The sequence below is a fragment of the Streptomyces sp. NPDC017991 genome (genome assembly GCF_044328075.1).
GTDB lineage: Bacteria > Actinomycetota > Actinomycetes > Streptomycetales > Streptomycetaceae > Streptomyces.
Map to the genome: position 1 here is coordinate 877,052 of NZ_JBIRGP010000001.1, position 23,483 is coordinate 900,534.

The following is a 23,483-nucleotide window of genomic DNA, read 5'->3' on the forward strand; positions in this document are numbered from 1 at the left end:
AGAGGCGGCGCCAGGAGCCGACGCCGGAAGCGCCACGCGTCGACGCGAACGCCCGGCACCACGGCCCGGCGCATGAGCCGGTGCCGCGGTCGTCGCCAGTGGCGTCGCGGGGGCCGGCGCCGAGACCCGCCGCACGCCCGACGCACGTCCGACACACGGATCCGACACGGACCGACGCAGCGGCCCAGCCGCCCAGCCGCCCAGCACGAGGCCCCATGGAGCCCAGCACGAGACCCTGCACCGGGCTCCGACGCGGGGCCAGATGCGGGGCCAGATGCGGGGCCAGACGCGGAGCCCGACACGGGCTCGACGCGCGGCTCGGCGAAGAGCTCGGCGCGTGGAACCGCGGGTCCGTTCGAGGCGTCGCGCAGCACCGAAACGTTGGTCCGGACGGGGGATTCCTGACGTCGTATCAGCGGTGCGGCGCGTTTCCCGGTTCCGGATGTGAAAGGGAGTCGGATGCACAACCGATTTGTACGACAATCATTCCGCTCGGAGGACTTCGTATGCCCGCTTCACCGCTCACCCGCTCCGTCGGCGTCCGCACCGGCGCCACAGCCCTCACCACGGTCGCCCTCGCCGGCGCCGCCCTCCTCGGGGCACCGGCCGCCCACGCCGCCCCCGACAGCGGAGACGTCAAGATCCACGCGGAGACGACGTCCCCCACCGACCAGCGCGACGAGACGAAGGTCTGCAAGTTCTATCTCGCCGCCTTCAACTTCGAGGGTGTCGGCGTCACGGGGATCACCTACATCATCGAGCCGCAGCCGGCGGCCTCGGCCGCAGCCACGCTCAACGGCACCCTCAACCTCCCCATCGGCACCGGCTACACGGACACGCTCGCGCTGCCCGACGGCAACTACAAGCTCACCTGGAAGCCCGTGGGCGGAGCGGGGGCGGGCAAGGAGAAGATGTTCAAGGTCGACTGCAAGCCGGCTGCCAAGCCGGACGCCAAGCCGCAGACTCCCAGCGGCGCCGTGCCCGCGGGCGGCGGCGGTCTCGCCGAGACGCCGACCGTGTCGACGGTCGCCGCCGCCGGAGCGGTGGGCCTGGTCGGCGTGTCCGGCTTCGTCTACTTCCGGCAGCTGCGTCGCCGGTCCGACGGTGCCGCGTAGGCACGCGCCCAGGCCCTGGTACCGCACGCGTGCCTATCGCCTGACGAGAACCGCGGTTCTGGCGTTCTCGCTGGTGATGGGCGGCATCTGGTGGTCCGAGGACGACGGCCGGCCCGCTGGGCCGGTCGCCGCCCCGGCGGTGGAACCCGGGGACGCGAAGGCGTCCCCGGGTCCGCCCGCCGCCGCGGCACCGGAGCCCCGGCGCACCCCCGCTCCCGTACGACCCCCCGTCAGCCGTCCCAGCCCACCACCCCCTCCGCCCTCACGACCCCCGTCGACCCCACCTCCGCCACCTCCACCACCCCGGTCATCCCAGCCACCCCGGCAGGCCCAGCCGGCCCGGCCAGCCCGGCCGTCTCGACCGCCCCAGGTCTCCCGGCCGCCCCAACCCCCCAGGCCGCCTCAGCAGCCGCGGAAACCACAGCAGCCGCAGCAGCCACAACCGCTCTCCCGTTCCAAGCCCACGAGCCTGAGCATCCCGTATCTCCGCCTGGAGGCCCCTGTCGTCGGGCTGGGCCTGGACCGGCGTCAGCAGCTCACCACCCCGCCGCTCGACAAGCCCAGACTGGCGGGCTGGTACGAGGGCGGGCCGTCGCCGGGAGAAGCGGGCACCGCCGTGGTGGTCGGTCATCTGGACACCCGCACAGGACCCGCCGTCTTCGCCGGCCTGAGCACGCTGAAACCCGGTCGGCTCGTCGAGGCCTTGCGCGCCGACGGACGTACCGCCGTCTACACGGTGGACGCCGTCCGTATGTACGAGAAGGCGCACTTCCCCAGTCAGGAGGTGTACGGCGCGAGGAAGCGTCCGGAGCTGCGGCTGATCACCTGCGGAGGCGTGTACGACCGGCAGTCCGGCTACCAGAGCAATGTCGTCGTCTTCGCTCATCTGACGAAGACCCTGGAGCCTTCCCGCCACGCCTAGTGCCGAGGCACTGATCCCTTCGTCCGTGCCACACTCCTGCGGTGACCCCGGCCCCACCGGTCGACCGGCAACGGCAACGGCCAGGGATGGGGACGGAGACGGGGGACGGCTTCGGTATGGGCGACAGCACTCTGTGGGTGGCCGCGCTGACGGCCGCGACCGCGGTGCTCGCGAGCTGGGTGACCAGCCGCGGCACCGCACGCGCGGCCCGCATCCAGGCGGACGCGGCCGCCGCGACCGTACAGGCGGACGGCCTCAGGGCCGCCCGCCGCGCCGCGTACGTCGACCTCATCGAACAGGCCCAGCGCATGGGCGACCTGTACTGGAAGGTGACCGACGCACACGAGACCGGTGACCCCGACGAGCGTCTGGCCACCCTGCGGGAGCTGCGGATCCGACTGCGCGGCGAGTACGCGGTGCTGCGCCAGCGGGTCTGGGTGGCGGACCTGGAGGGCCCGCCGGAAGTGGCCTCGGCGGCGGACCGGCTGCGCCGCTCCACCAGCGACAACTACCGCGCGCTCGACGCGATGATCGCCGGTGAGGAGGACGCGGGCCGGCGGTTCAACGACTGCTACGCCCCGTTCTGGGAGTCGGTCGTGCACTTCGTCGGCGTCGCCCGCACCGCCCTGCACGGGACACGCGCCTAGGGCCTGTCACCGGCGAGCGCGATAAAGAGCAGCGATGACGGGCAGCAACAGCGGGACGGCCCGGACCGATCCGGACCGATCCGGACCCGTCACTGGTCGCGGCGCCGAACGGAGGCCACCGCGACGGCCGCCGCGACCACGGCCCAGACCGCGAGGACGGTCCATGCCCCACCGACCGTCCAGGGATGGGCGACCGGCTGGTGGCCGACGGCCGTCAGCCGGTTCCACGCGCCCGCCGGCAGAGCGTGGTCGACGACGGCCGCCCAGTGGCGGTCGGCGCCGAAGATCAGAGGCAACAGCAGGAGGACCACCACGTTGGCCGTCATGGTGGCCGCGCTGTGCCGCAGTACAGCGCCGAGGGCCAGGCCGACGAGCGCGGCGACCGGTGCGAGGAGCGCGGACGCCACGACGAGGCGCAGGGCACCGGGGTGGCCGATCGCCACACCGGCGCCCCGGCCGGACAGGACGGCCTGGGTCAGCCCGAACGAAGCCACGGAGACGACCGCCCCGAACACCGTCGTGACGGCCGCGACCACACACACCTTCGCCGCCATCACCGAACGGCGGGCCGGTACGGCGGCGAACGTCGTGCGGATCGTTCCGGTCCGGTACTCGCCGACGATCACCGTGGCCCCGATGGCACTGAGGGCCAGCATGAGCAGCATGGCCGCGTTCGTGGAGAAGGCGATCGACAGGGGGATCCCGTCCCGGACGAAGTCGGCCCGCGCTCTCGCGTCCCGCTCCGACCAGTAGCGGTACGTGTCGTAGGCCATGCCCACGTTGAAGCCGACGACGGTCAGCGCGGTGGCCACCAGGGCCCAGCCGCTGGAGCGCAGCGACCACCACTTGGTCCACTCGGCGGCGACGAGGTCGCGGAACCGGGCGCGGGGTTCGGCGACTTGGCCACGCACGGCTGTGACCGTGCCGGTGGCCGTGTCGGTGGCCGTGTCGGTGACAGCGGCGTTGTTGCGGGCGGCGGCCGTGTCGGTCATCGGTCCGCTCCCGCGACATGGTCGACGCTGTCGGCGGTGAGTTCCATGAATGCCTCCTCCAGGGATGCGGACCGGGCGGACAGTTCGAGCAGCAACATCCGGTGCCGCAGGGCGAGTTCACCGATGCGGTCGGCGCTCAGGCCGGTCACCGTCAGCGTGCCCGCGCCCTCCTGAAGCACCTCCGCCCCCTCCCCCGTCAGCAGTTCCGTGAGCGCCGTGAGGTCGGGGGTCCGTACCGTCACGCTCGGGCGGGTGCCGCGGGCCGCGAATCCGGCCAGGCTCTCGGCGGCGATCAGCGAGCCGCGCCCGATGACGACCAGTTGGTCCGCGGTGTTCTCCATCTCCGACATCAGATGGCTGGAGACCAGCACGGTGCGGCCTTCGCCGGCCAGCCGGCGCAACAGTCCCCGCAGCCACTTCACGCCCTCCGGGTCGAGCCCGTTGAGGGGTTCGTCGAAGAGCAGCACCGGCGGGTCGCCGAGCAGTGCCGCCGCGATGCCGAGCCGCTGTTTCATCCCGAGGGAGAATCCGTTGATCCGGCGTCGGCCCGCGCCCGCCAGGCCGACCTCCTCCAGCACCTCGTCCGCCCTGCCGCGCGGGATGCGGTTGGACCGGGCCAGTACGTACAGGTGCGTCCGCGCGGTGCGTCCGCCGTGCACGTCGTGGGCGTCCAGCAGCGCGCCGACATGGCGCAGTCCGCGCGGCCGGTCCCGGAAGCGGCAGCCGTCGATGGTGGCGGATCCGCCGGTGGGGTGGTTCAGGCCGAGCAGGATCCGCAGCGTGGTGCTCTTGCCTGCGCCGTTCGGACCGAGGAACCCGGTGACGTGTCCGGGCCGCACGGTGAAGCTCAGACCGTCGACGGCGGTGGTGTCGCCGTATCGCTTCGTCAGTTCATTGACTTCGATCATGTGCCCAACGGTGTCCGGAGGCACGGTGGTCGGGCATCCGGCCGGCGCCGACAATCGAGCGGGCCGGTGTCGGCCGGGGATGTAAGCCCACGGTCGGATGTCCCGCCCGGACCGGGTGGTTACGATCGGCGCATGCCTGTCACGCCTCGTCCTCCGCTGCCCGTACCGGCAGGTGTGCGGTGACCGTCCGTGTCGTACTCGCCGACGACCAGCCCCTCGTCCGTACCGCGCTGCGTCTGGTGATCGCCGACGAGTCCGGTCTTGAGGTCGTCGGGGAGGCCGGAACCGGCGCCGAGGCCGTGGCGCTGGCCGAGAAGGAGCGCCCGGACGTGGTGGTGATGGACATCCGGATGCCCGGCATGGACGGCATCGAGGCCACCCGGCTGATCACACGCGGGTCCGGCGGCACCCATGTCATCGTCCTCACCACCTTCGATGACGACGACTGCCTCTACGGGGCGCTCAGGGCGGGCGCGGCCGGGTTCCTCGTCAAGGACATGGCGCTGGAGGACATCCTCGACGCGATCCGGGTCGTCGCCACCGGGGAGGGGCTGCTGGCACCGAGTGTCACCCGCCGTCTCATCAGGGACTTCGCCGACCGCCCGGTGTCGGCGGCCCCTTCCGCGCGTTCGGTCGGCGGCATCACCGGCCGGGAGCGCGAGGTCCTGGCGCTCGTCGGCGGCGGACTGTCGAACACCGAGATCGCCGAGCGGCTCTGCATCAGCGTCGCCACCGCCAAGACCTATGTGTCGCGGCTCCTCACCAAGCTGGACGCCCGGGACCGGGTGCGGCTCGTGATCATCGCGTACGAGTCGGGGCTGGTGGCGTCGGGCCGTTGAGGGACCGCAGCCAGGCGGTCAGGATCCGGTTGACCTCGTCGGGGCGCTCCTGCTGGACCCAGTGGCCGGACCCCTCGACCAGGTGGGAGGAGACCAGGCCGGGAAGCGTGCTGGGGAAGGCCTTGATCGCGTCGGCCAACCAGGCGATGGACGCGTCGAGTTCACCCGCGACGAAGAGCGACGGCTGGGTGAGGGGGGCGCCGTCGAAGTCGGCGAGATCCTCCCAGTCCCGGTCCATGCTGCGGTAGCGGTTCAGCGCTCCCGTGAAGCCGGTCCGCTCGAACTCGGCCGCGCAGAAGTCGAGTTCCTCGTCCGTCAGCCAGGACGGGCGGTCCTTCACGAACCGGTCCGAGAGCCTGCCGCCCTTCGGCACGAAGAAGACCGCGCCCTCGCCCGATGCCGGCATCGTGTCGCCGGCCAGCGTCGCGTAGAAGCCGGCCAGCCATCCCCGTACGTCCGCCTCGATCTCCGCCTCCGCCCGGCCCGGCTCCTGGAAGTGGCCGACATAGAACTCCTCGTCCCCGCCGATCATGGCGAAGGCGTCGGTCGGCTTCATCCCGCCCCGGGGCGCGTACGGCACCCCGAGCAGTCCGACGGCGGTGAAGACGTCGGGCCTGAGCAGCGCGGAGTCGGCGGCGATGGTCGAGCCCCAGTCGTGGCCGACGATCACGGCGGTCTCCTCGCCGAGCGCGCGGACGACCGCCACGTTGTCCTCGACATGGGTCCCGATCCGGTATGCCTCCACGGCGTCGGGCGTCGAGGAGCGCCCGTATCCGCGGACGTCGATGGCGACCGCCCGGTAGCCCGCCGCGGCGAGCGCGGGGAGCTGGTGGCGCCACGAGTGCCACAGTTCGGGAAAGCCGTGGACCAGCAGGACCAGCGGGCCGGTGCCCTGTTCGACCAGGTGGATCCGGCCACCGGGCACGTCCACCGTCCGGTGCCTGGCACCCGCCGGGGTGAGCGGGGTGACTTCCTGCGACATACGTCCTCCTTGCGCCGACTTTCCCGACTGCCGAGCTGCCGAACGGCTCAGCACTCTGCTGCCGATCATGGGGGCGCTCCCGCCGAGCGGCGAGGGACCTTGCCGTTTCGGCAAAACGTGTCGCGTGGCACGGTCCGGACGACCGGCGGGTTCACGCCGACTCCGAACGGTCGGGCGGCCGGGTGAACCGGACCGCACGACGGCACGTACTGAAGGAGGGCGTTCACCTCGCGGGTTCGCCCGCACCAGAAGTGACGCTGTGTAAGAAGTGACGCTGTGTCAGGACAGTCGCACGGGAGCCGTGGATGAGGCATGCACGACGGAATGTTCAGCGAATCGCACGGTTCGCCGCCATCGGCGGGCTGGCCTGCGGAGGGCTGATGGTCACGCAGGCCATGGCGAGCGAGACCTCGTCGGACGGCACGAAGGGCACGCAGGCTCCCAACGCCGAAACCCGGGCCGCCCGCACGGGACAGGAACTGGTCTCCGAACTGGGCACCTCGCGTACGGCGGGCAGCTGGATCGACGCCAAGGGGCGCCCGGTCGTCGCGGTGACCGACGAGAAGGCCGCGGCCGACGTACGCGAGGGCGGCGCCGTGGCCAAGGTCGTCCGCCACACCATGCGGGACCTGAAGTCCGCCACCGAGAAGCTCAAGGACGCGCCCAAGGTGGCCGGCACCTCCTGGGCGATGGACTACGCGACCAATCAGGTGGTGGTCCGCGCCGACACCACCGTCTCCGCGGCCGAGTGGGCGCGGCTGACCGCGGTCGCCGAGGGCATCGGCGCCTCCGTGCGGATGGAGCGGACGGAGGGCACGTTCACTCCGCGGCTGAACGGCGCCGACGCGCTCTTCGCGGGCTCGGGACGCTGTTCGGCGGGCTTCAACGTGACCAACGGCCAGAACGACTTCATCCTCACGGCCGGCCACTGCGGGCCCGTGGGCACCTCGTGGTTCTCCGACCAGCAGGGGGCCGAGCCGGTCGGCTCCACCGTCTCCGGCTCGTTCCCCGGCGGTGACTTCTCGCTCGTGCAGTACAACTCCGGCACCGCCCTCAGCGGCGCCGACATCGTGACGGTCGGCAACGGCCAGGGGGTTCGGATCATCGGGGCGGCCGATCCGGCCGTCGGCCAGAAGGTCTTCCGCAGCGGCAGCACGACCGGCCTCCAGTCCGGCCAGGTGACCGGCCTGAACGCGACGGTGAACTACCCGCAGGGCACGGTCACCGGGCTCATCGAGACCACGGTGTGCGCCGAACCGGGCGACAGCGGTGGCCCGATGTTCGCCGACGGACTGGCCATGGGCGTCACCTCGGGCGGCAGCGGGGACTGCCGGGCCGGCGGTACGACGTTCTTCCAGCCGGTGACCAAGGCGCTGGACTCGCTCGGTGTGAAGCTGACGATCGATCCCGCGGCGGCCGATCAGGCCACGCCCTCGTCCGGGGCCGACGGCGGCACGGGCGACGACGCGGCCGCGGCGGTGCCGCCCGGCACGTCCTCGACCGCTCCCGGCGCGGCCCTGCCCGGAGCCATGGGGCCGGCGGACAGGGTCCCCCAGGGGCAGACCGACAACGCCGCCTCGGCACTGGAGCGGCTCGGGGAGTACCGGAACCTCGGCCCCGGGCTGTTCGTCATCGCGGGGAGTCTGCTCGCGCTGGTGGCACTGCGGATCCGTTCGGAACGCGGCCGCAAGCGCTACCGCAACCAGTACTCGCAGAGCTGGGGCTGACACCTGCCCCGCGGGCCGCGGACAGCGGGCACGGGCGGTTTACTGGGGACATGACGCGCCCCAGTCAGGACACCGGCCGAGCCCCCACCGACGCCGACGCCGACACCAGCACCAGCACCAGCACCAGCACCAGCACCAGCACCAGCACCAGCACCGATACCACGAACGCCGCCTCCGCCTCGGAGGACCGTGCCCCCGTGGTCGTCGGCACCCCGCGCTCCTTCGCCCGCAGCGTGCTGGACGAGCGGCACCCGGCCCTCATCGAGCGCGTCCGGCGGGCCACCCCGTATCCGCCCGCACAGCGGCGCGCTCTGGACGCCCTCCTCGACGAGATCACCAAGGGATCCGTCGAGCGGCTGGACGACGACGAACCGGGCGCCGGCCTCTGGCGGGACGAGCCGTACTACGGGCAGCGCTGGGCGGACGTGCCGTTCCTCTGGGCGGAGAGCTTCTTCTACCGCAAACTCCTGGCCGCCCTGCGGTACTTCGCGCCGGGCCCCTGGCTGGGCATCGACCCGTTCGCCCCCTTCAAGAACGCCGAACTCGCCGGCTCCAAGGTCGACGAGGAGCTGTCCGCGCTCGACCGCCTCCCCGATCTGCCGCCGGACGAGCGGGACCGTACGCTCCTGCTCTCCTCCCTCTGGGGCAACCGGGCCGACCTCGGCTTCCAACTGTCCGCGGGAGAGGCCGGGTTGGGCGACCGGGTCCAGGGACTCGTCGTCGACGACTCGGACGCGCTGTGGGACATCCTCGCGGCCGGGGAGCCGGGCCGGCCCGGTGAACCAGGTCAGCCCGGCAAGGTCTGTCTCGTCGCCGACAACGCCGGCCCCGAACTCCTCCCCGACCTCGTCCTCGCCGACCATCTGCTGGCCACCGGCCGGGCCGCCTCCGTCGTCCTGCACCTCAAGCCGTACCCGTACTACGTGTCCGACGCCACCACCACCGACACGCTCGCCTGTCTCGACCGGCTGACCGGTGCGCCCGGCCGTGCGGCGGCGGTCGGCGAACGGCTGCGGGACGCCCTCGGCGACGGGCGGCTGATCCTGCGCAGCCACCCGTTCTCCTGCGCGCCGCACCCCTACGACCGGATGCCCGCCGACCTCCGGGAGGACTTCGCGTCCGCCACGCTCACCGTCATGAAGGGCGACCTCAACTACCGCCGCCTGGTGGGCGACCGGCACTGGCCGGCCACCACACCGTTCGCCGAGGCCACCGCGTACTTCCCGGGCCCGGTGGCGGCCCTACGGACACTCAAGTGCGACGTCGTGACCGGGCTGACTCCCGGCACCCTGGCGGAACTGGACGCGGGCGCGGAGTCCTGGCGTACGAGCGGGACGCATGCCCTCATCCAGGTCAGGCCCTGATCCAGGTCAGACCCTGACCGCCGGCCTTCCGTCGTCCGACGTGGCGGGCAGCCCCGTGCCCACCAGCGCGCCGAGCGCGGCGACGACGGCGAGGACGAACAGCGCGACCCCGGTCGTCGAGACGTCGGCCGGTCTGAACACCGTGGCCAGGGCCACTCCCAGCATCGGCCCGATGTTCATCGCGGTCTGCTGGAGCCCGCCCGACACACCCGCGGCCTCCACGGACGCCGCGCGGACGAGCACCGCGGTGGCGGTGACCATCACGGACACGAAACCGGCGCCGAGGAGCAGGAAGCAGCAGCCGATCGCCACGGAACCCGACGTCCGGTCGAGGCGGGACATCAGCAGGGTGGCCAGGGCGACAAGTGCCGCACCCGTCACGACGGTCCGGCGCGGACCGAAGCGGCGGAACAGAACCGTGGACAGGGGTGCGCCGACGACCATCATGAGGGCGAGCGGCAACGCGTGCAGACTGCTCTGCAAGGGGTCCAGTCCCCGCACGTCCTGGAGGTAGTACGTGCCGAGGAACAGGGTGCCGAACATCGCCGCCGACACCGCCACCAGCGCCCCGAGCGCCGAGGTGACCGTCGTCGAGCGGAAGACGTCGGGCGGGATCAGAGGTCCGGCCGTACGGCGTTCGCGGCGGACGAAAGCGGCGCAGGCGACCGTCGTGCACAGGACGCCGAATCCGGTGGCGGCTGTCCCGCCGGAGCCCGGCAGACCGACGAGGGTGTGGACCAGGCAGATCAGCGTCACCGCCAGGAGGCCCGCGCCGGGCAGGTCCAGGCGTACCTCCGAGGCGGGCGCCGGTATGCGGACGGCGAGGGCGAGAGCGCCCGCCGCCACCGCGGGTACCACGCTCAGGAAGAAGACCCGTCGCCAGCCGAAGTGGGAGATCAGCGCGCCGCCGACGAGAGGGCCGAGCGCGGCGGCCGCTCCGATGGCGCTCGTGCGCAGGGCGACGGGCATGCCGAGCCGGTCGGGCGGATAGGCGGCACGCAGCATGCCGAGGGTGGCCGGTTGCAGCAGCGCCCCGAAGACCCCCTGGGCGACGCGCAGGGCGATGACCCAGCCGATGCCGGGCGCCAGGCCGATGGCCGCCGAGGCCAGCGCGAAGCCGAACACGCCGAGGGCGAAGACCCGTCGGTGCCCGTGGCGGTCACCGAGCCGGCCGGCGAAGACCAGCAGGCAGGCGACCGCGATGAGGTAACCGGTGCTGATCCATTGGACCTGCACGAACGAGGCGTCGAGGTCGCGGCGCAGGGTGGGCTGCGCGACGGTCGTCACGGTTCCGTCGAGGGCCACGACCGCGGCTCCCGTGACCCCGGCGGTGAGCGTGAGGCGTTGCCGGAGCGCCGCGTTCACCGCTCCGGCCCGAGGTGCGCGTCCAGAGCGGCCCGTACGAAGGGTTCGACGCCGTCCGCTCCCGTCGCGAGCCGGAGACTGCCCCAGCCCCACAGCTGCGCGACGCCGTGCAGGTTGGCCCAGAGCGCGCCGGCGAGCTCCGGAGCCCGTACGTCGGGGCGGGCCCGGCCCACCAGGCTCACCATGGTCCCGAAGAGCGGCAGGCTGGTCTCGCGCAGGCCCAGGCGGTTGCTCTCCAGCAGGTCGTGGCGGAACATCAGCTCGTACATGCCGCGGTGGGACAGCGCGTAGTCGACGTAGATGCCCGCCAGCGCGGCGAGTTGGGTCCGCGGGCCCTCCTGATCGCCGCGCAGTTCCGCGGCGACGGCGGCCCCCAGCTCGGCGAAACCCTCGCGCGCGATCGCGGACAGCAGCTCCAGGTGCGTCGGGAAGTAGCGGCGGGGCGCGCCGTGCGAGACACCGGCCCGGCGGGCGATCTCCCGCAGGGACAGGGCCTGTGCGCCTTCCTGGGTCACCAGTTCCACGCCGACGGCCACCAGCCGGGCCCGCAGCCCTGCCTCTCCCTGCGGCGATTCTGCTTTCCGTTCACTCATAGACACTGTCTACCAGCCATGGGTAGACAGTGTCTACTCGCGGGTGGGGGAGGGCGGTTCGTCTTTGTGCGGGGTACCGGGAGCGCTGTCACAGGCAGCGCATACCATCACGGGGATGAGCAGCCGGACGCCCCAGCGAGCGCGCCGCGTCACCCGCGACGCGGCGCTGCGTCCTGCCCCGGCCGTGCTGCTCGGCATGCTGCTCGCGGTGCTGGTGGCCTGCCTGGGGTACGTGCCGGCGCACGGCAGGACCGCGCCGGCCGCCGCGCCGGTGGTCACCGTCTACGTCCCGCACGAACGGCTGGCCTCCCCCGCCGAGCACGACCAGTGCTGTGGTCTGCCCACGCACGAGGCGCGGGCCGTGCTGCCGGTGGGCGCCCACCCCGTGCCCGCGGTGGCGCCCCGGATGCCCGTCGTGGCGCTCGCGGCCACGGCGGCGCGCGTGCCCGTGCTGCCGCCCGCCCGCGGGGCCCCCGATCTCCATGTCCTCCAGGTGCAGCGGATCTAGACCGGCGTCCGTACGACGACGTCCGTTTGACCCCGCACCCACCGCCGCCCGCCCGGACTCTCCGGCGCGGCGGGGACAAGGAACGCATTCCCATGAGCAGAACCAGCAAGAAGTCGGCCGCCACGGCCCGCAAGGCGCGTATCGAGGAGATGCGCCGCGCCGAGAAGGCCCGCGAGCGCCGGAGCCGCATCCTGACCATCTCCGTCAGTACGGCCATCGTGGTTGGGCTCGTCGGATTCGGCGCGTACTACGTCGACCGGGCGAACGACAAGGACGAGCAGCAGCAGGCGGCGGCGAAGAAGCCGGTCAAGGGCGAGAAGTCCTGGAACGCGAAGAAGCTGACCCAGAACCACGTCTCGAAGTCCGTGTCGTACCCGATGAATCCGCCGGTCGGCGGCGACCACGACCAGGCGTGGATGACGTGTGACGGCTCGGTCTACACGAAGGCGATACCGAACGAGAACGCGGTGCACTCGCTGGAGCACGGCGCGGTCTGGATCACGTACAACGACAAGGCGGCGGACGCCGACGTGAAGACGCTCGCCGGCAAGGTCGCCAAGACGCCCTACACGCTGATGAGTCCGGTGCGGGACCAGGCCGGAGCGCTCATGCTGTCGGCCTGGGGCAAGCAGCTGACCGTCGAGAAGGCGTCCGACCCGCGGGTCCAGCAGTTCCTCACGAAGTATGTGCAGGGTCCGCAGACCCCTGAGCCGGGGGCGGCCTGCACCAACGGCGTCGACGCGGCCTGACGCGCCCGCCACAGCCGCATAAGGCTTGGCATCGCTTGGCTTGGCTTGGCATGGCATGGCTTGATACGGCTTGTTGGACGGCGCCGGGCTCCCGCCGGAATCAGGAGCCCGGCGCCGCGCCGGCCGGCGTGCCCGCCCCCGCCCGGCGGCCGGCCGCCGGCGCGTTCGCGGTGCTCGGGGAGAGCAGCCAGGTCAGGACGAGCATGGTCTCCAGATGACGTTCGGCGTCCGGGCAGGTGCCGTCGGTGAGCTGGGCGATCTGGCGGAGGCGGTAGCGGACCGTCTGCTCGTGGACGTGCAGACGGTCCGCGGTGAGGACGGCGTTGTCACCGCAGCGCAGGTACACCAGCAGGGTTTCCAGGAGCGGTTCCCGGCGCCGGGGCGCCAGTTCGAGGAGCGGCCCGAGGAGGTCCGCCGCGGCTGCTTCCAGGAGGTCGCCCGACCGGAACGCCGTCAGAGCGGCCAGATGGTCGACGCAGCGCAGCGGGGCGGCGGCGGGCAGCAGGCCCCGTTCGACCAGTTCCAGACCGCGCCGCGCCCAGCGCAGCGACACCGCGCCCCGGTCGGGGGGTACGGCGGGGCCCAGGACGGCCCCGATGGTCCTCGGCAGCCAACGCGGCCCGGGAGTACGGGGGTCGGGCAGGACCAGATAGGGCGCGGCGGGGCTGCGGTCGGCGAGCACCTCGGGCGGCAGCACCCGGGTCTGCGGATGCTCGCCCGGTGGCAGGGCGAGGACGGCGAGCGTGCCGGGCAGCCGCCAGTCGGCCGCCGCGGCCAGTTCGGAGAGCGGCCGGGTCCTCTCGTCGGGGTCGGCGACCAGGGCGTCCCGCAGCCGGTCCCGCTGCACGTCGAGCGGGGCGCGGTGGCTCTCCTCGGCGTACCCGCGCGAGGCGGCCGCGACGGCGGTGCCGATCAGGGTGAAGGTGTCCTCGGTGAGCGTGGCCAGCAGGGGCGCCGGCCAGTGCAGCCGGTACGCGTCCTCGATGAGCCGTCGGCACGCCACCCGTCCCGCCAGGTCCAGGGCGTCGCGCAGCACGTCGAGCGGGCAGCCGAGGAGGCCGTGCCGGGCGCCGATGCGTTCGTACAGGGCGATGACCTCGGCCGTGGCGGCCTGCCCCGCCCTGGTGGCGTCGCGGATCGAGACGAAGCAGCTGACCGTGCGGTCGATGATGTGGCGCACCGAGTAGCCGTGCGTGCCCTCGACGGCGTGTGTGTAGTGCGGCAGACCGGTGCGTACCGCCTCCTCCATCTCGTCGATCGCGGCAGGAAGGTGCCGCAGCAGCATCCGGCGCGTCTCGCGCGGAAGCGGTGCGGTGTCCTGTGGGTCCAAGGCACGTGCGTGCGTGGGGGTCATGGCACCTCCCGTGGGTTCCCGTGGGGCTGGGCAAGACTGCGGGGCCCGTGTGAGGTACGCCAGATTCCGCGCGCGAACCGACTGCGAAAGTGTCACGCGCCTTACACTCCGGACCACGGCGACCCACCGTCCGGTGCTAGGCGCTCCGCTGTTTGCCCGTGTGGGGAATCTGCGGGTCGGTGGGGGCCGGGCGCGCAGTTCCCCGCGCCCCTTGCGGGGCCCCCGGCCCCCTCGTCTTCAAGGGAGTCGGACGTGGCAGGTGTTGATCCGCTGTTACCCAGGCGTCCTTGGCGTGATCTGCCTCCGGAGCTCGCGCCGTTGCTGAGGGCCCGGCTTCCGGAGCTGACCACGGAGATGGTCCAGGCCATCCGCCGAGAGGTACGCGGCTACCGGCAGCCCATCGGCTCCGCCGTGGCTCAGGATCTCGCCGAGGCAGTGCGGCTGGCGGCCACCCAGTTCACCGAGCTGGTCGAGGAGCCCGACGGGCCGCAGCAGCACTATGTGCCGCGTTTCAGGCGGCTGGGCAGACTGGAGTATCTGAACGGGCGGGGCACGGACGGGCTGCAGGCCGCCTACCGCATCGGCGCCCGGGTCGCGTGCCGCCGCTATGTGGACGTGGCACGGCAGGCGGCGTTCTCCGGTGAGATAGCCGTCCCGCTGAGCGAGGCCGTCCTCACACACATCCACGCGCTGGCCGAGGAGTCGGTGGCGGGCTTCGAGGAGGCACGGGCCGGCGCGGCCGACGAGGTGCTGCGCGCCCGCCGGCTGCTGGCGGCACGACTGCTGGAACGCCACCGCGATCCACTCGCGGAGCCCCTGCCCGACCTAGCCCGCCGGGCCGCCTGGCCGCTGCCGGAACGCGTCCGGTGCGCGGTCCTGCCCGCCTCCGCCGACGCGTCCGCGGTCGACGAGGAGGTGCTGCGGGTGAGCCGGGGTGGTGAACTGCGTCTCGTGGTGCCCGACGACGGCCTGCTGGGGGCGCTTGTGGAGGCACAGGCGGCGGTGGGCCCGAGTGTCACGCTGGACGAGGCCTGGGTGTCGCTGCACTGCGCCCGGCTTGGCCGGCGCCTGGGACGGCTCAGGGCCGAGGAACATCTCGCGGAGCTGCACCTCCTGCACGGTGCGCCGATCGGGGCCCTGCTCTGCGACCAGGTACTCGCTCCCCTGCGCGCCCTGCCGCCGGGCAAGGCGGAGCGGCTCACGGACACACTCGAAGCGCTGCTCGCCTCCGGCGGACGCACGGCCCCGGACGTGGCCGCCGCGCTGGGCATCCATCCGCAGACCGCCCGCAACCGGCTGCGTCAACTCGCGGCCCTGTACGGCGAGAAGCTGGCCGACCCGGCGTTCCGCTTCGACGCGCAGCTCGCGCTGCGCACCAGGTCCGTACGCCGTTCCGTGCTGCCCTGACAAACTCCCGTACGAAATTCAGCAGTTGAACCAGAAGCGGCGGCGACGTCGCGTCAGCATGCTCTGCCCGCATGAGACATGTGAGCACCCGCACCGCGAAACGCTTCGGCCTCCTGTCCGGCGCCGCCGCCCTGGTGGTGAGCGTGAGCATCCTCCCCCAGGAGGCTCAGGCCGGACCCGGGGACTACCAAAGGGGCCCCGACCCCACCGAACAGTCCATCACCGCCGAGCGCGGCCCCTTCGCCACCGCACAGACCACGGTCGACGGGCCGACCTTCAAGCAGGGCACCGCCTACTACCCCACCGACACGAGCCAGGGCACGTTCGGAGCCGTCGTCGTCAGCCCCGGTTTCGTGACGCCGGAGGCGCTGATCAGCTGGTACGGCCCGCGCCTCGCGTCCCAGGGCTTCGTCGTCCTGACGCTGGACACCAACTCCGGTTTCGACCAGCCCGACGACCGCGCCACCCAGATGCTCAACGCACTCGACCACCTCGTCCAGTCGAGTTCCGTACGGACCCGCATCGACCCCAACCGCCTTGCGGTGATGGGGCATTCAATGGGCGGCGGGGGCTCGCTCAAGGCGTCCGAGTCACGGCCCTCGCTGAAGGCGGCCGTGCCGCTGATGCCCTGGAGCAACGACAAGACCTGGCAGACCGACCGGGTACCCACGATGATCATCGGCGCCGAGAACGACGCCATCGCCTCACCCGGCTCGCACGCGGAGGTGTTCTACAACAGCCTCACCGCCGCGCCGGAGAAGGCCTACCTGGAGCTCCGGGGCGCCGACCACAACGTGGCACTCGGTTCCAACGTGACGATCGCGAAGTACAGCATCGCCTGGCTGAAGCGCTTCGTCGACGAGGACGTGCGGTACGACAAGTTCCTGTGCCCGGCGCCCGCGACGAACACCCAGATCAGCGAGTACCGGAACACCTGTCCCACCGGTTCCTGATCGCCGGCTCCTGATCGCTCCCCCGAGCACCACCGTCAGGCGCCCGCCCCCACGGCACGGGGGCGGGCGCCGAGTCAGGCACGGCACCGGGCCATGGACGGCGCCGGGTCATGATCGGCACGCGATTGATGTTGCGCAGATTATTGACCACCGGTGCGCTGGTGCCTAACTTCACTGGAGCCGCCCCGCCCCAACCCCCTCCCCCGCCCCGGAAGGGATCCCTTCATGAAACGCCGCCTCCTCCTCCCGGTCGCCGTCCTGCTGCTGGCGACCGCGGCCCCGGCCCGATCCGTCACCGCGGAGGACGTGCGCGCGGAAGACGTGCATGTGGAGGGCACCCTGTCCTCCGGCGCGACCTACGTCATGGACGTGCCCGCCGGCTGGAACGGCACCGTACTCCTGTTCAGTCACGGCTTCCGGCCCAGGGGCGCGCCCAACCCCGCCCAGAACGTCACCGACATCGCCACCCGCGACCTTCTCCTCAAGGACGGGTACGCGCTCGTCGGCTCGTCGTACGCCACCACCGGGTGGGCGGTGGAGCACGCGGTGCCGGATCAACTGGCGACGCTCGACGTCTTCGCCGAACGGTTCGGGGCGGCCCGGCGGACCCTCGCCTGGGGCCAGTCCTACGGCGGGTTCGTCACCACGCGGATCGCCGAGCACCACGCGGACCGCGTCGACGGCACCCTGTCCGTCTGCGGGCTGGTCCACGGCGGTGTGGCCAACTGGAACAACACCCTCGACCCGGTCTTCGCCCTCAAGGCCCTGCTCGCGCCCGACGCCTCCATCCCGTTGGCCGGCTTCCCGGACCGGGCGACCGCCACGGCCGCCGCCGGCGCGTTGAGCGGTGTCGTCACCGAGGCGCAGAACTCCGCGGACGGCCGCGCCCGGATCGCCCTCGCGGCGGCCCTGCACAACATCCCCGGCTGGAACGACCCCTCCCAGCCCCGCCCGGCGCCCACCGACTGGACCGCCCAGCAGGCCAACCAGTACACCGCCGTCCGCGGCCTCCTCGCGACGGCGGCGTTCAGCTGGCGGCAGGACACGGAGACCCTGGCGGGCGGCAACCCGTCCTGGAACACGGGGGTCGACTACCCGGGACTGCTGCGCGCGTCCTCGGCGTACGAGGAGGTCAAAGGGCTGTACAAGGCCGCGGGGCGCTCCCTCACGGACGACCTCAGGACACTGAACGAGACCCCGCGCATCAGGGCCGACAAGGACGCGGTCGACTGGATGAGCCGGACCAGCGCCTTCACCGGCAGGCTGACGAAGCCGCAGCTCACCCTCCACACCACCGGGGACGCCCTCGTTCCCGTGCAGACGGAGAGCGCCTATCTGCGAGCCGCCACCGCGGGCGGCTCCCGGCACCTGCTCCGCCAGGCGTACGTCGACAACGCGGGCCACTGCACCTTCAGCCCCGCCGAACAGCTCGCCGCGCTGGACACGCTGGAAGACCGGGTCGACACGGGCCGGTGGGGCGACACGGCGGCAAAGGCCCTCAACTCGCGTGCCGCGCAGGCCGATCCGACCACCCCGGCCCGTTACACCGCCTACCGGCCCACGGCGTACCCGCGCCCGTACGACCTGGCCCATCCGGGCGACGCGTACCGGCCCTGACCCGTACCGTCCGGCGTGGGAACCGTCCGGGCCGCCGGGCGTTCCGCATCCTCTCCTCGACACACGCGAACGGCACCCGGCCGCTCGCCGCCCGGACGAGGAGGAAGATTCCGTGCCGGTACGCCCCACATTCCGCAGGACACCCCTGTTGCTGACCGCGGCGGCCGTACTGGCCGTCACGGGCTGGACCGCGGTGGGAGCACCGGCGGGGCAGGCACCCCGGCACCGGGCCCCGGAGCCGCCACCCGCGGCGACCGTCTGCTCCCCCGCGGGCACCCTGAAGGGGCCGGGCGGACAGCGGGCCTTGGTCAGTCTCTGCGCGAGCGGCGGAGGCGCGGGAACGTCACTGTCGGCCCCGGCCACCTGCCGACGCACCGGCACCACCGTCCGGTACGCCTGTCTGACCTCGGGGAGCTGGACCCTGCGACGCGACGGCCGGACCGTCGCCACGGGCCCGCTGCCCGGCGGCCGGGAGACCCCGGGACCGGGAACGTACGAGGTCAGCGGCGCGGTGCACGTCCGCTCGTCGCCCGCCGGTGTGGACCTGCGGGGGACGGTCCGCGCCACGCTGACCCTCACCGACCCCAAGCCCGTCGCCACGCACCGCATCGAGGTCGACCGGCGCACACTGCGACCGCACTCGTCGGCCACGCTGACCTACACCGTCGCGCGTGACAGCGACGCCGGGGACGGGAGCGCCCGGTTCGGGCTCATCGGGGAGGAGGCCTCGGGAGTGGAGCTGACCACGTCCGACGCCCGCTGCGTCAACCCGCTCACCGGCCGCCATCCGTCGACGACCCGCAGCATGTACGCGCTGGACTGCGCCCTGACCGACCTCCAGCCGGGGCGGCCCTCCACGGTGGTCGTGCACGCCAGGGTCGCGGACACGTGCACAAGCATCGTCTCGAAGCTGGGGTACTGGATGCCGCGGGGCCAGAGCCTCTACACCGGCGGGATGCTGGCGGGGCCCACGGTCAGCTGCCATCCCTCGGACCCCCGGGGGCGCTGACCTCGCGGGGCGGTGAACAGAGCGGGCCGGCCCCCGGAGGGACCGGCCCGTCGTGTGCTCTGCCGCGGTGTCAGGACCGCGGCGGATTCTCGTCCCGGCCCGACCCGAACTGGTCCTTCAACCTGTCCTGGGCGCTGTCGACCTGACCGCTGTACTTGCCCTGCGTCTTACCGTCGACGAAGTCGCCGGCCCTGTCGACACCCTTGCCCGTCTGCTCCGGGTGGCCCTTAAGCATGCCCTTGATCTTGTCCATAACGGACATGAGTCATCCTCCTGATCGGTTCACCCCTACGTATCCAGGGTCACCGCAGGTGGCGGGTTTCGCATCCGGGAGGGGCACAGGGCGGTGCCTGGGCAGGTCAGGGGCGGGTCAGGGCGGGTTCCCGGGACGCTACTGGGCCTCGGTACGGCACTCCGGGTGGCCCCAGCCGTCGGGGTTCTTCGCGATGGTCTCGCCCGCCCCGTACGAACGGCCGCAGCGGCACCGGCCGGGAAACTTGGCCTTGAGCGTGCGCGAGGATGACGCCGCCGCCGAGGAGGAGGCGGACGAGGAAGAGGCGGACGAGGACGAGGTGCGCTTCTTCGCGGAGGCCGTTTTCGGTGCCGCCTTCTTGGCCGCCGGGGACTTCGGCGGCTCCGGAGAACCCTGCTCGCTGCCCGCGGGCTTCTGGACGAACGCGGCCTGGCTCGCCGCCCGGTCCGCGAAGTCGTTGAGGGGGTCGCCGTCGACCTGGTGCGCGGGCACGTACCGGAACTCCACCGAGCGGCCGTCGAGCAACTCGTCGATCCGTACGACGAGTTCCTGGTTGGCCACGGGCTTACCCGCGGACGTCTTCCAGCCCTTGCGTTTCCAGCCCGGGAGCCAGGTGGTGACCGCCTTCATCGCGTACTGGGAGTCCATCCGGATCTCCAGCGGCACGCCCGGGTCCACAGCCGTCAACAGCCGTTCCAGGGCGGTCAGTTCGGCGACGTTGTTGGTCGCGGTGCCGAGCGGGCCCGCCTCCCATTCGGTGGGGGTTCCCGTGCCGTCCCCTACGACCCAGGCCCAGCCTGCGGGGCCCGGGTTTCCTTTCGACGCCCCGTCACATGCGGCGATCACGCGTTCAGCCATGGGCACGATCATGCCAGGGGTGCGATGCGGGTCGGGCCAGTGGGTGAGGTGCGTGTGTATGTGCGGGTGCGTCGTGGCTTGTCGCGCCGTTCCCCGCGCCCCTCGGAAGCAAAGGTTGCGCCGTTCCCCGCGCCCCTCGAAAGCGGCAGGACGCCCGTCGCGGGGTGTGGGCTATGTTGAACCACAGTGGGACACGAAGGAGGCGCACCGGTGCCATCGCCGCAGCAGGCCCGCGCGCAGGCGTCGGCGATCAGTTCGGGAAAACCGGTCACGGAGGCGGAGGCCGCTCCCACGACGCGGCTGCGAGCCCTGTTCGACGGCCCCCGGCTCTCCCCCGGACAGCGGCGCATCGCCCAGTACCTGATCGAGCACATCACCGAGGCGGCCTTCCTGTCGATCACGGATCTCGCGGAGCGCGTGGGCGTGAGCCAGCCGTCGGTGACCCGCTTCGCGTCGGCGGTGGGCTTCAGCGGCTACCCCGCCCTGCGGGAACGCCTCCAGTCGATCGCGCTCAGCAAGCTGGCCGGTTCCCCCGACGCCACCGAGGAGGCCCGGCCCAACGAACTCCAGGCCGCCGTCGACGCGGAGATCGACAACCTGGAGAACCTGCGCCGCGACTTCGCCGACCCGGAACAGGTCATCGAGACCGGCCGCGCGCTGTCGCGGTCGGCTCCGCTCACCGTCCTCGGGCTGCGCATCTCCGGGTCGCTGGCCGAATACTTCGCGTACGCCGCCCGGCGCATCCACCCCGACGTCCGGCTGGTGACCCGGGGCGGAAGCGTCGCCTACGACGCCCTGCTGCAGTCGCGTGAGGCGGGCGGCACCTGGGTGCTGGCCTTCACCATGCCCCGGCACGCGCACGAGACACTGACGGCGATGCGGGTCGCCCGGCGGGCCGGTCTGCGTGTCGCCCTGGTCACCGATCTGGGACTGGGGCCGCTGGCCGACGAGGCCGACGTCGTCTTCGCGACCGGTACCGGCGCACGGCTCGTCTTCGACTCGTACGCGGCGCCCGTCGTGCTGTCCGCGGCTCTGCTCCAGGCCATGACCGACGCAGATCCAGAGCGTACGCAGGCCCGTCTGGAGGACTACGAACAGGTCGCGGACGAGCACGTCTTCTTCCTCAAGGACTGATCTCCGCGGTCCTCTCCGGCCCCACAGCCGCATATGACGGCAGCATCCCGCAAGGCGAAATTCAGCCGTACAGGCACATGAATTTTTACATACCCTTGCTTACCAGACGGTATATATGAATACTTCTCGCTGATCGGGATCCGGTGGGGTCCTGGTCGCCCGGGAGCGGCGCACCCGCCTCGCACCGTCCCGGGCGCAGGAACGGGCACAGCTCACGCACGCCCGTGGCGGCCCCGGTCAATCCCCTGGGCCGGGGCCGCCAAGAACGACCAGAACCGCCCGCCGGCCACCTCGGAAGCGATCCCCATGTCCCTGACGTACTCGCCCATCAGCACGGACTGGCCCTGTCAGGTCAAGACGCCCGGCAGCCGCGACTGGGAACGATCGGCGGCCAAATGGCTGCGCGAGCTGGTGCCGACCCGCTACGCCAGCTATCCCCTGCTGATCCGTCAGCCCGTCCTGCTCGCCCGCCACGCGCAGCTACAGCTCCAGCAGGAGATCCGCGTCGTGCGCACCGCGCTGCACAGCGCACGGGCCGAGCTGCCCGCCCTGGGGATGCCGGAGTCCGTGATCGAGCACACGATCAAGCTGTACGCGGCCGAGCTGACGCAGTTGAACCACATCGCCCGGGGCGTCCGCGTGATCACCCAGGCGCTCGTGGAGAGCCACAGCGCACGCCAGGGCCACTGAACCGCTCAGGGGAGGCCGGCCGGCCGGGGCGACGGCACTCAGTTCCCCGTCCGGAGCACACTGAGTGCCATCGGTCTCTCGTGCGGTGCTAGGTTCCCCAGCATGAGCGAGGCACCCCGTCCCCACCCGGCGGCCGACGTGAGCAACCCGAAGCCGCCGATGCGGGAGTCCCTCGTGGAGGCGGCGTTCCAGCTGTTCGTTGAGCGGGGGTACGAGCAGACCACCGTCGACGACATCGTGGCTCTCGCGGGTGTCGGACGCCGGTCCTTCTTCCGGTACTTCCCGTCCAAGGAGGACGTGGTCTTCCCGGACCACGAGGGCTGCCTGGCCCGGATGACCGCCTTCCTGGGCGAGAGCGGCCCCGGCCATGAACCCGTGGAGCGCGTCTGCGACGCCGCACGCCTGGTGCTGCGCATGTACGCCGAGAACCCGGCGTTCTCCGTCCAGCGCTACCGCCTCACCAGAAAGGTCCCGGGGCTGCGGACGTACGAACTCTCGGTGGTCTGGCGGTACGAGCGGGCGCTGGCCGAGTATCTGCGCGGACGTTTCTCGGGCCGGCCCGACGGGACCCTGCGGGCCGACGTCATCGCCGCGGCCGTGGTCGCCGCGCACAACAACGGGCTGCGGTCCTGGCTGCGTTCGGACGGCCGCCGCGACGCGAGCGCCGAGGTGGATCACGCCCTCGCCCACGTCCAGGGGGTGTTCGGGCCGGAGCGGGCGACGGGCGACCCGGCGCGGAACCCGGGAGCGGACGGGACCGGCACCGGAACCTGGGGCAGGGACGAGGACAAGGACGACGACGATGTGGTCGTCGTCGTTTCCCGGCGCGGCACCCCGCTGTGGCGGGTCGTCCAGGAGATCGAGACCACGCTCGGCCGCGATCCCGCCTGATACTGCCTGATTTCGCCGCCGATTGAGGGTACTGAGTGCCTTTACCTATGGCACTGCGTGCCATATTCTGAGGCCGTGCGCGGCACTGAGCGCATCTTCGGATTCCGGCCAGGCGCAGGGAGATGACATCGTGTTCCACCGAGGAAGCGGGACCACGACGGGCCTACTCGACCCGGAGACGGCAGCGGGAACAGGGACGGCGACGACCGCGGGACCCGCCGAGGAGGGGCTCCTGTACCAACGCTGCCGCTGGTGCGGGACCAGTACGTTCCACCGGCTGCTCTGTCCGGTCTGCGCGGGCAGCGACCTGCGTACGGAACGCAGCGCGGGCCTCGGCGTCATCCGCCACGCGACCGTCGTGCAGCGCAACACGCCCGGCGCGCGCAATGTCTCGCTCGTCGAGATGGCGGAGGGGTTCACGGTCAGGGGCCGGGTCTCGGGGCCGCTCGTCGCGATCCGCACGGGTGACCGCGTCCAGCTCACCACGTCGGCGGATCCGGTGCGCCGCGAGCCCGTGTTCAAGCTCTGCGAGGAGCCCTTCTCCGGGTCGTACCCCGGGCCCTACTCCGGCTGGCACTGAGGCGTTCCGCGGCGCCACGGGGGACA

At 72.2% G+C, this 23,483-nt stretch carries 24 protein-coding genes; 16 read left to right on the forward strand and 8 right to left on the reverse strand.

The features are described 5' to 3' along the window. Positions 1 to 506: 506 nt before the first annotated feature. The 3 genes from ACH4DZ_RS03795 (at position 507) to ACH4DZ_RS03805 (ending at position 2,684) form a co-directional block, all read left to right on the forward strand. Positions 507 to 1,115: a hypothetical protein gene (locus ACH4DZ_RS03795; protein ID WP_398285274.1), complete on the forward strand. Its 609-nt coding sequence runs from the start codon at positions 507 to 509 to the stop codon at positions 1,113 to 1,115. A 76-nt stretch (positions 1,116 to 1,191) separates the two neighbouring features. Then, on the forward strand, positions 1,192 to 2,037 hold the full coding sequence (locus ACH4DZ_RS03800; protein ID WP_398285466.1) for a class F sortase: 846 nt from the start codon (positions 1,192 to 1,194) through the stop codon (positions 2,035 to 2,037). A 116-nt stretch (positions 2,038 to 2,153) separates the two neighbouring features. Beyond that, the gene (locus tag ACH4DZ_RS03805; RefSeq protein ID WP_398285275.1) at positions 2,154 to 2,684 is read left to right on the forward strand and encodes a hypothetical protein; all 531 of its coding nucleotides are present in this window, start codon (positions 2,154 to 2,156) and stop codon (positions 2,682 to 2,684) included. A gap of 89 nt (positions 2,685 to 2,773) precedes the next feature. Here the strand turns inward: ACH4DZ_RS03805 and ACH4DZ_RS03810 are convergent, their stop codons facing one another. Next, the gene (locus tag ACH4DZ_RS03810) at positions 2,774 to 3,676 is read right to left on the reverse strand and encodes an ABC transporter permease (protein WP_398285276.1); all 903 of its coding nucleotides are present in this window, start codon (positions 3,674 to 3,676) and stop codon (positions 2,774 to 2,776) included. Continuing rightward, complete coding sequence (locus ACH4DZ_RS03815; protein WP_398285277.1) at positions 3,673 to 4,584, reverse strand: ABC transporter ATP-binding protein; 912 nt, start codon at positions 4,582 to 4,584, stop codon at positions 3,673 to 3,675. The genes ACH4DZ_RS03810 and ACH4DZ_RS03815 overlap by 4 nt, the downstream gene beginning before the upstream one ends. A 179-nt stretch (positions 4,585 to 4,763) precedes the next feature. Between ACH4DZ_RS03815 and ACH4DZ_RS03820 the strand changes: the two genes are divergently transcribed. After that, positions 4,764 to 5,423: a response regulator gene (locus ACH4DZ_RS03820; RefSeq protein ID WP_398285278.1), complete on the forward strand. Its 660-nt coding sequence runs from the start codon at positions 4,764 to 4,766 to the stop codon at positions 5,421 to 5,423. Here the strand turns inward: ACH4DZ_RS03820 and ACH4DZ_RS03825 are convergent. Continuing rightward, positions 5,383 to 6,405, reverse strand: a complete 1,023-nt coding sequence (locus ACH4DZ_RS03825; protein ID WP_398285279.1) for an alpha/beta fold hydrolase — start codon at positions 6,403 to 6,405, stop codon at positions 5,383 to 5,385. The two genes, ACH4DZ_RS03820 and ACH4DZ_RS03825, sit on opposite strands and share 41 nt — an antisense overlap. A gap of 305 nt (positions 6,406 to 6,710) precedes the next feature. Here ACH4DZ_RS03825 and ACH4DZ_RS03830 point away from each other — a divergent pair, with 305 nt between their 5' ends. Together ACH4DZ_RS03830 and ACH4DZ_RS03835 are read left to right on the forward strand one after the other, a co-directional pair. Further along, positions 6,711 to 8,132 (forward strand): S1 family peptidase, encoded by a 1,422-nt coding sequence (locus ACH4DZ_RS03830; protein WP_398285280.1) that lies wholly within the window; start codon positions 6,711 to 6,713, stop codon positions 8,130 to 8,132. A 50-nt stretch (positions 8,133 to 8,182) separates the two neighbouring features. Next, complete coding sequence (locus ACH4DZ_RS03835; RefSeq protein WP_398285281.1) at positions 8,183 to 9,496, forward strand: damage-control phosphatase ARMT1 family protein; 1,314 nt, start codon at positions 8,183 to 8,185, stop codon at positions 9,494 to 9,496. A gap of 6 nt (positions 9,497 to 9,502) precedes the next feature. Here ACH4DZ_RS03835 and ACH4DZ_RS03840 read toward each other — a convergent pair whose 3' ends face one another. Together ACH4DZ_RS03840 and ACH4DZ_RS03845 are read right to left on the reverse strand one after the other, a co-directional pair. Next, on the reverse strand, positions 9,503 to 10,861 hold the full coding sequence (locus ACH4DZ_RS03840) for an MFS transporter (RefSeq protein ID WP_398285282.1): 1,359 nt from the start codon (positions 10,859 to 10,861) through the stop codon (positions 9,503 to 9,505). Continuing rightward, complete coding sequence (locus ACH4DZ_RS03845) at positions 10,858 to 11,454, reverse strand: TetR/AcrR family transcriptional regulator (RefSeq protein WP_398285283.1); 597 nt, start codon at positions 11,452 to 11,454, stop codon at positions 10,858 to 10,860. The genes ACH4DZ_RS03840 and ACH4DZ_RS03845 overlap by 4 nt, the downstream gene beginning before the upstream one ends. 115 nt (positions 11,455 to 11,569) lie before the next feature. Between ACH4DZ_RS03845 and ACH4DZ_RS03850 the strand changes: the two genes are divergently transcribed. Together ACH4DZ_RS03850 and ACH4DZ_RS03855 are read left to right on the forward strand one after the other, a co-directional pair. Then, on the forward strand, positions 11,570 to 11,962 hold the full coding sequence (locus ACH4DZ_RS03850; protein WP_398285284.1) for a hypothetical protein: 393 nt from the start codon (positions 11,570 to 11,572) through the stop codon (positions 11,960 to 11,962). A 92-nt stretch (positions 11,963 to 12,054) separates the two neighbouring features. Then, positions 12,055 to 12,711 carry a DUF3105 domain-containing protein gene (locus ACH4DZ_RS03855; protein WP_398285285.1) on the forward strand — a complete coding sequence of 219 codons (657 nt, stop codon included), beginning with the start codon at positions 12,055 to 12,057 and terminating at the stop codon, positions 12,709 to 12,711. Between the two features lie 100 nt (positions 12,712 to 12,811). Here ACH4DZ_RS03855 and ACH4DZ_RS03860 read toward each other — a convergent pair whose 3' ends face one another. Beyond that, positions 12,812 to 14,065 carry a helix-turn-helix domain-containing protein gene (locus ACH4DZ_RS03860; protein ID WP_398285286.1) on the reverse strand — a complete coding sequence of 418 codons (1,254 nt, stop codon included), beginning with the start codon at positions 14,063 to 14,065 and terminating at the stop codon, positions 12,812 to 12,814. 252 nt (positions 14,066 to 14,317) lie between these two features. On the opposite strand from ACH4DZ_RS03860, the gene ACH4DZ_RS03865 reads away from it, so the two are divergent. The 4 genes from ACH4DZ_RS03865 to ACH4DZ_RS03880 all read left to right on the forward strand — a co-directional run bounded on the left by ACH4DZ_RS03865 (position 14,318) and on the right by ACH4DZ_RS03880 (position 19,051). Then, on the forward strand, positions 14,318 to 15,472 hold the full coding sequence (locus tag ACH4DZ_RS03865; protein WP_398285287.1) for a helix-turn-helix domain-containing protein: 1,155 nt from the start codon (positions 14,318 to 14,320) through the stop codon (positions 15,470 to 15,472). A 71-nt stretch (positions 15,473 to 15,543) separates the two neighbouring features. Beyond that, complete coding sequence (locus ACH4DZ_RS03870; RefSeq protein WP_398285289.1) at positions 15,544 to 16,425, forward strand: dienelactone hydrolase family protein; 882 nt, start codon at positions 15,544 to 15,546, stop codon at positions 16,423 to 16,425. A 225-nt stretch (positions 16,426 to 16,650) separates the two neighbouring features. Further along, positions 16,651 to 18,042, forward strand: coding sequence for an alpha/beta hydrolase family protein (locus ACH4DZ_RS03875; protein ID WP_398285290.1), 1,392 nt, complete (start codon positions 16,651 to 16,653; stop codon positions 18,040 to 18,042). Between the two features lie 112 nt (positions 18,043 to 18,154). Beyond that, positions 18,155 to 19,051, forward strand: a complete 897-nt coding sequence (locus ACH4DZ_RS03880) for a hypothetical protein (RefSeq protein ID WP_398285291.1) — start codon at positions 18,155 to 18,157, stop codon at positions 19,049 to 19,051. 70 nt (positions 19,052 to 19,121) lie between these two features. Here the strand turns inward: ACH4DZ_RS03880 and ACH4DZ_RS03885 are convergent, their stop codons facing one another. Further along, the gene (locus tag ACH4DZ_RS03885) at positions 19,122 to 19,313 is read right to left on the reverse strand and encodes an antitoxin (RefSeq protein WP_398285292.1); all 192 of its coding nucleotides are present in this window, start codon (positions 19,311 to 19,313) and stop codon (positions 19,122 to 19,124) included. Between the two features lie 129 nt (positions 19,314 to 19,442). Beyond that, the gene (locus tag ACH4DZ_RS03890; RefSeq protein ID WP_398285293.1) at positions 19,443 to 20,174 is read right to left on the reverse strand and encodes a ribonuclease H; all 732 of its coding nucleotides are present in this window, start codon (positions 20,172 to 20,174) and stop codon (positions 19,443 to 19,445) included. 198 nt (positions 20,175 to 20,372) lie between these two features. On the opposite strand from ACH4DZ_RS03890, the gene ACH4DZ_RS03895 reads away from it, so the two are divergent. The 4 genes from ACH4DZ_RS03895 (at position 20,373) to ACH4DZ_RS03910 (ending at position 23,457) form a co-directional block, all read left to right on the forward strand. After that, complete coding sequence (locus ACH4DZ_RS03895; protein ID WP_398285294.1) at positions 20,373 to 21,296, forward strand: MurR/RpiR family transcriptional regulator; 924 nt, start codon at positions 20,373 to 20,375, stop codon at positions 21,294 to 21,296. A 306-nt stretch (positions 21,297 to 21,602) separates the two neighbouring features. Then, positions 21,603 to 21,986, forward strand: coding sequence for a hypothetical protein (locus ACH4DZ_RS03900; RefSeq protein WP_398285295.1), 384 nt, complete (start codon positions 21,603 to 21,605; stop codon positions 21,984 to 21,986). A gap of 159 nt (positions 21,987 to 22,145) precedes the next feature. Further along, on the forward strand, positions 22,146 to 22,877 hold the full coding sequence (locus ACH4DZ_RS03905; RefSeq protein WP_398285467.1) for a TetR family transcriptional regulator: 732 nt from the start codon (positions 22,146 to 22,148) through the stop codon (positions 22,875 to 22,877). 130 nt (positions 22,878 to 23,007) lie between these two features. After that, on the forward strand, positions 23,008 to 23,457 hold the full coding sequence (locus tag ACH4DZ_RS03910) for a Zn-ribbon domain-containing OB-fold protein (protein WP_398285296.1): 450 nt from the start codon (positions 23,008 to 23,010) through the stop codon (positions 23,455 to 23,457). Positions 23,458 to 23,483 lie beyond the last annotated feature (26 nt).

What these genes read in the sequence shown, in the direction of transcription:
- ACH4DZ_RS03870 (WP_398285289.1), top strand. Translation starts at nt 15,544, where the DNA reads ATGAGACATGTGAGCACCCGCACCGCGAAACGCTTCGGCCTCCTGTCC.
- ACH4DZ_RS03795 (WP_398285274.1), top strand. Translation starts at nt 507, where the DNA reads ATGCCCGCTTCACCGCTCACCCGCTCCGTCGGCGTCCGCACCGGCGCC.
- ACH4DZ_RS03885 (WP_398285292.1), bottom strand. Translation starts at nt 19,313, where the DNA reads ATGTCCGTTATGGACAAGATCAAGGGCATGCTTAAGGGCCACCCGGAG.
- ACH4DZ_RS03860 (WP_398285286.1), bottom strand. Translation starts at nt 14,065, where the DNA reads ATGACCCCCACGCACGCACGTGCCTTGGACCCACAGGACACCGCACCG.
- ACH4DZ_RS03875 (WP_398285290.1), top strand. Translation starts at nt 16,651, where the DNA reads ATGAAACGCCGCCTCCTCCTCCCGGTCGCCGTCCTGCTGCTGGCGACC.
- ACH4DZ_RS03825 (WP_398285279.1), bottom strand. Translation starts at nt 6,405, where the DNA reads ATGTCGCAGGAAGTCACCCCGCTCACCCCGGCGGGTGCCAGGCACCGG.
- ACH4DZ_RS03905 (WP_398285467.1), top strand. Translation starts at nt 22,146, where the DNA reads ATGCGGGAGTCCCTCGTGGAGGCGGCGTTCCAGCTGTTCGTTGAGCGG.
- ACH4DZ_RS03890 (WP_398285293.1), bottom strand. Translation starts at nt 20,174, where the DNA reads ATGATCGTGCCCATGGCTGAACGCGTGATCGCCGCATGTGACGGGGCG.
- ACH4DZ_RS03845 (WP_398285283.1), bottom strand. Translation starts at nt 11,454, where the DNA reads ATGAGTGAACGGAAAGCAGAATCGCCGCAGGGAGAGGCAGGGCTGCGG.
- ACH4DZ_RS03830 (WP_398285280.1), top strand. Translation starts at nt 6,711, where the DNA reads ATGAGGCATGCACGACGGAATGTTCAGCGAATCGCACGGTTCGCCGCC.
- ACH4DZ_RS03835 (WP_398285281.1), top strand. Translation starts at nt 8,183, where the DNA reads ATGACGCGCCCCAGTCAGGACACCGGCCGAGCCCCCACCGACGCCGAC.
- ACH4DZ_RS03810 (WP_398285276.1), bottom strand. Translation starts at nt 3,676, where the DNA reads ATGACCGACACGGCCGCCGCCCGCAACAACGCCGCTGTCACCGACACG.
- ACH4DZ_RS03805 (WP_398285275.1), top strand. Translation starts at nt 2,154, where the DNA reads ATGGGCGACAGCACTCTGTGGGTGGCCGCGCTGACGGCCGCGACCGCG.
- ACH4DZ_RS03855 (WP_398285285.1), top strand. Translation starts at nt 12,055, where the DNA reads ATGAGCAGAACCAGCAAGAAGTCGGCCGCCACGGCCCGCAAGGCGCGT.
- ACH4DZ_RS03900 (WP_398285295.1), top strand. Translation starts at nt 21,603, where the DNA reads ATGTCCCTGACGTACTCGCCCATCAGCACGGACTGGCCCTGTCAGGTC.
- ACH4DZ_RS03815 (WP_398285277.1), bottom strand. Translation starts at nt 4,584, where the DNA reads ATGATCGAAGTCAATGAACTGACGAAGCGATACGGCGACACCACCGCC.
- ACH4DZ_RS03800 (WP_398285466.1), top strand. Translation starts at nt 1,192, where the DNA reads ATGGGCGGCATCTGGTGGTCCGAGGACGACGGCCGGCCCGCTGGGCCG.
- ACH4DZ_RS03850 (WP_398285284.1), top strand. Translation starts at nt 11,570, where the DNA reads ATGAGCAGCCGGACGCCCCAGCGAGCGCGCCGCGTCACCCGCGACGCG.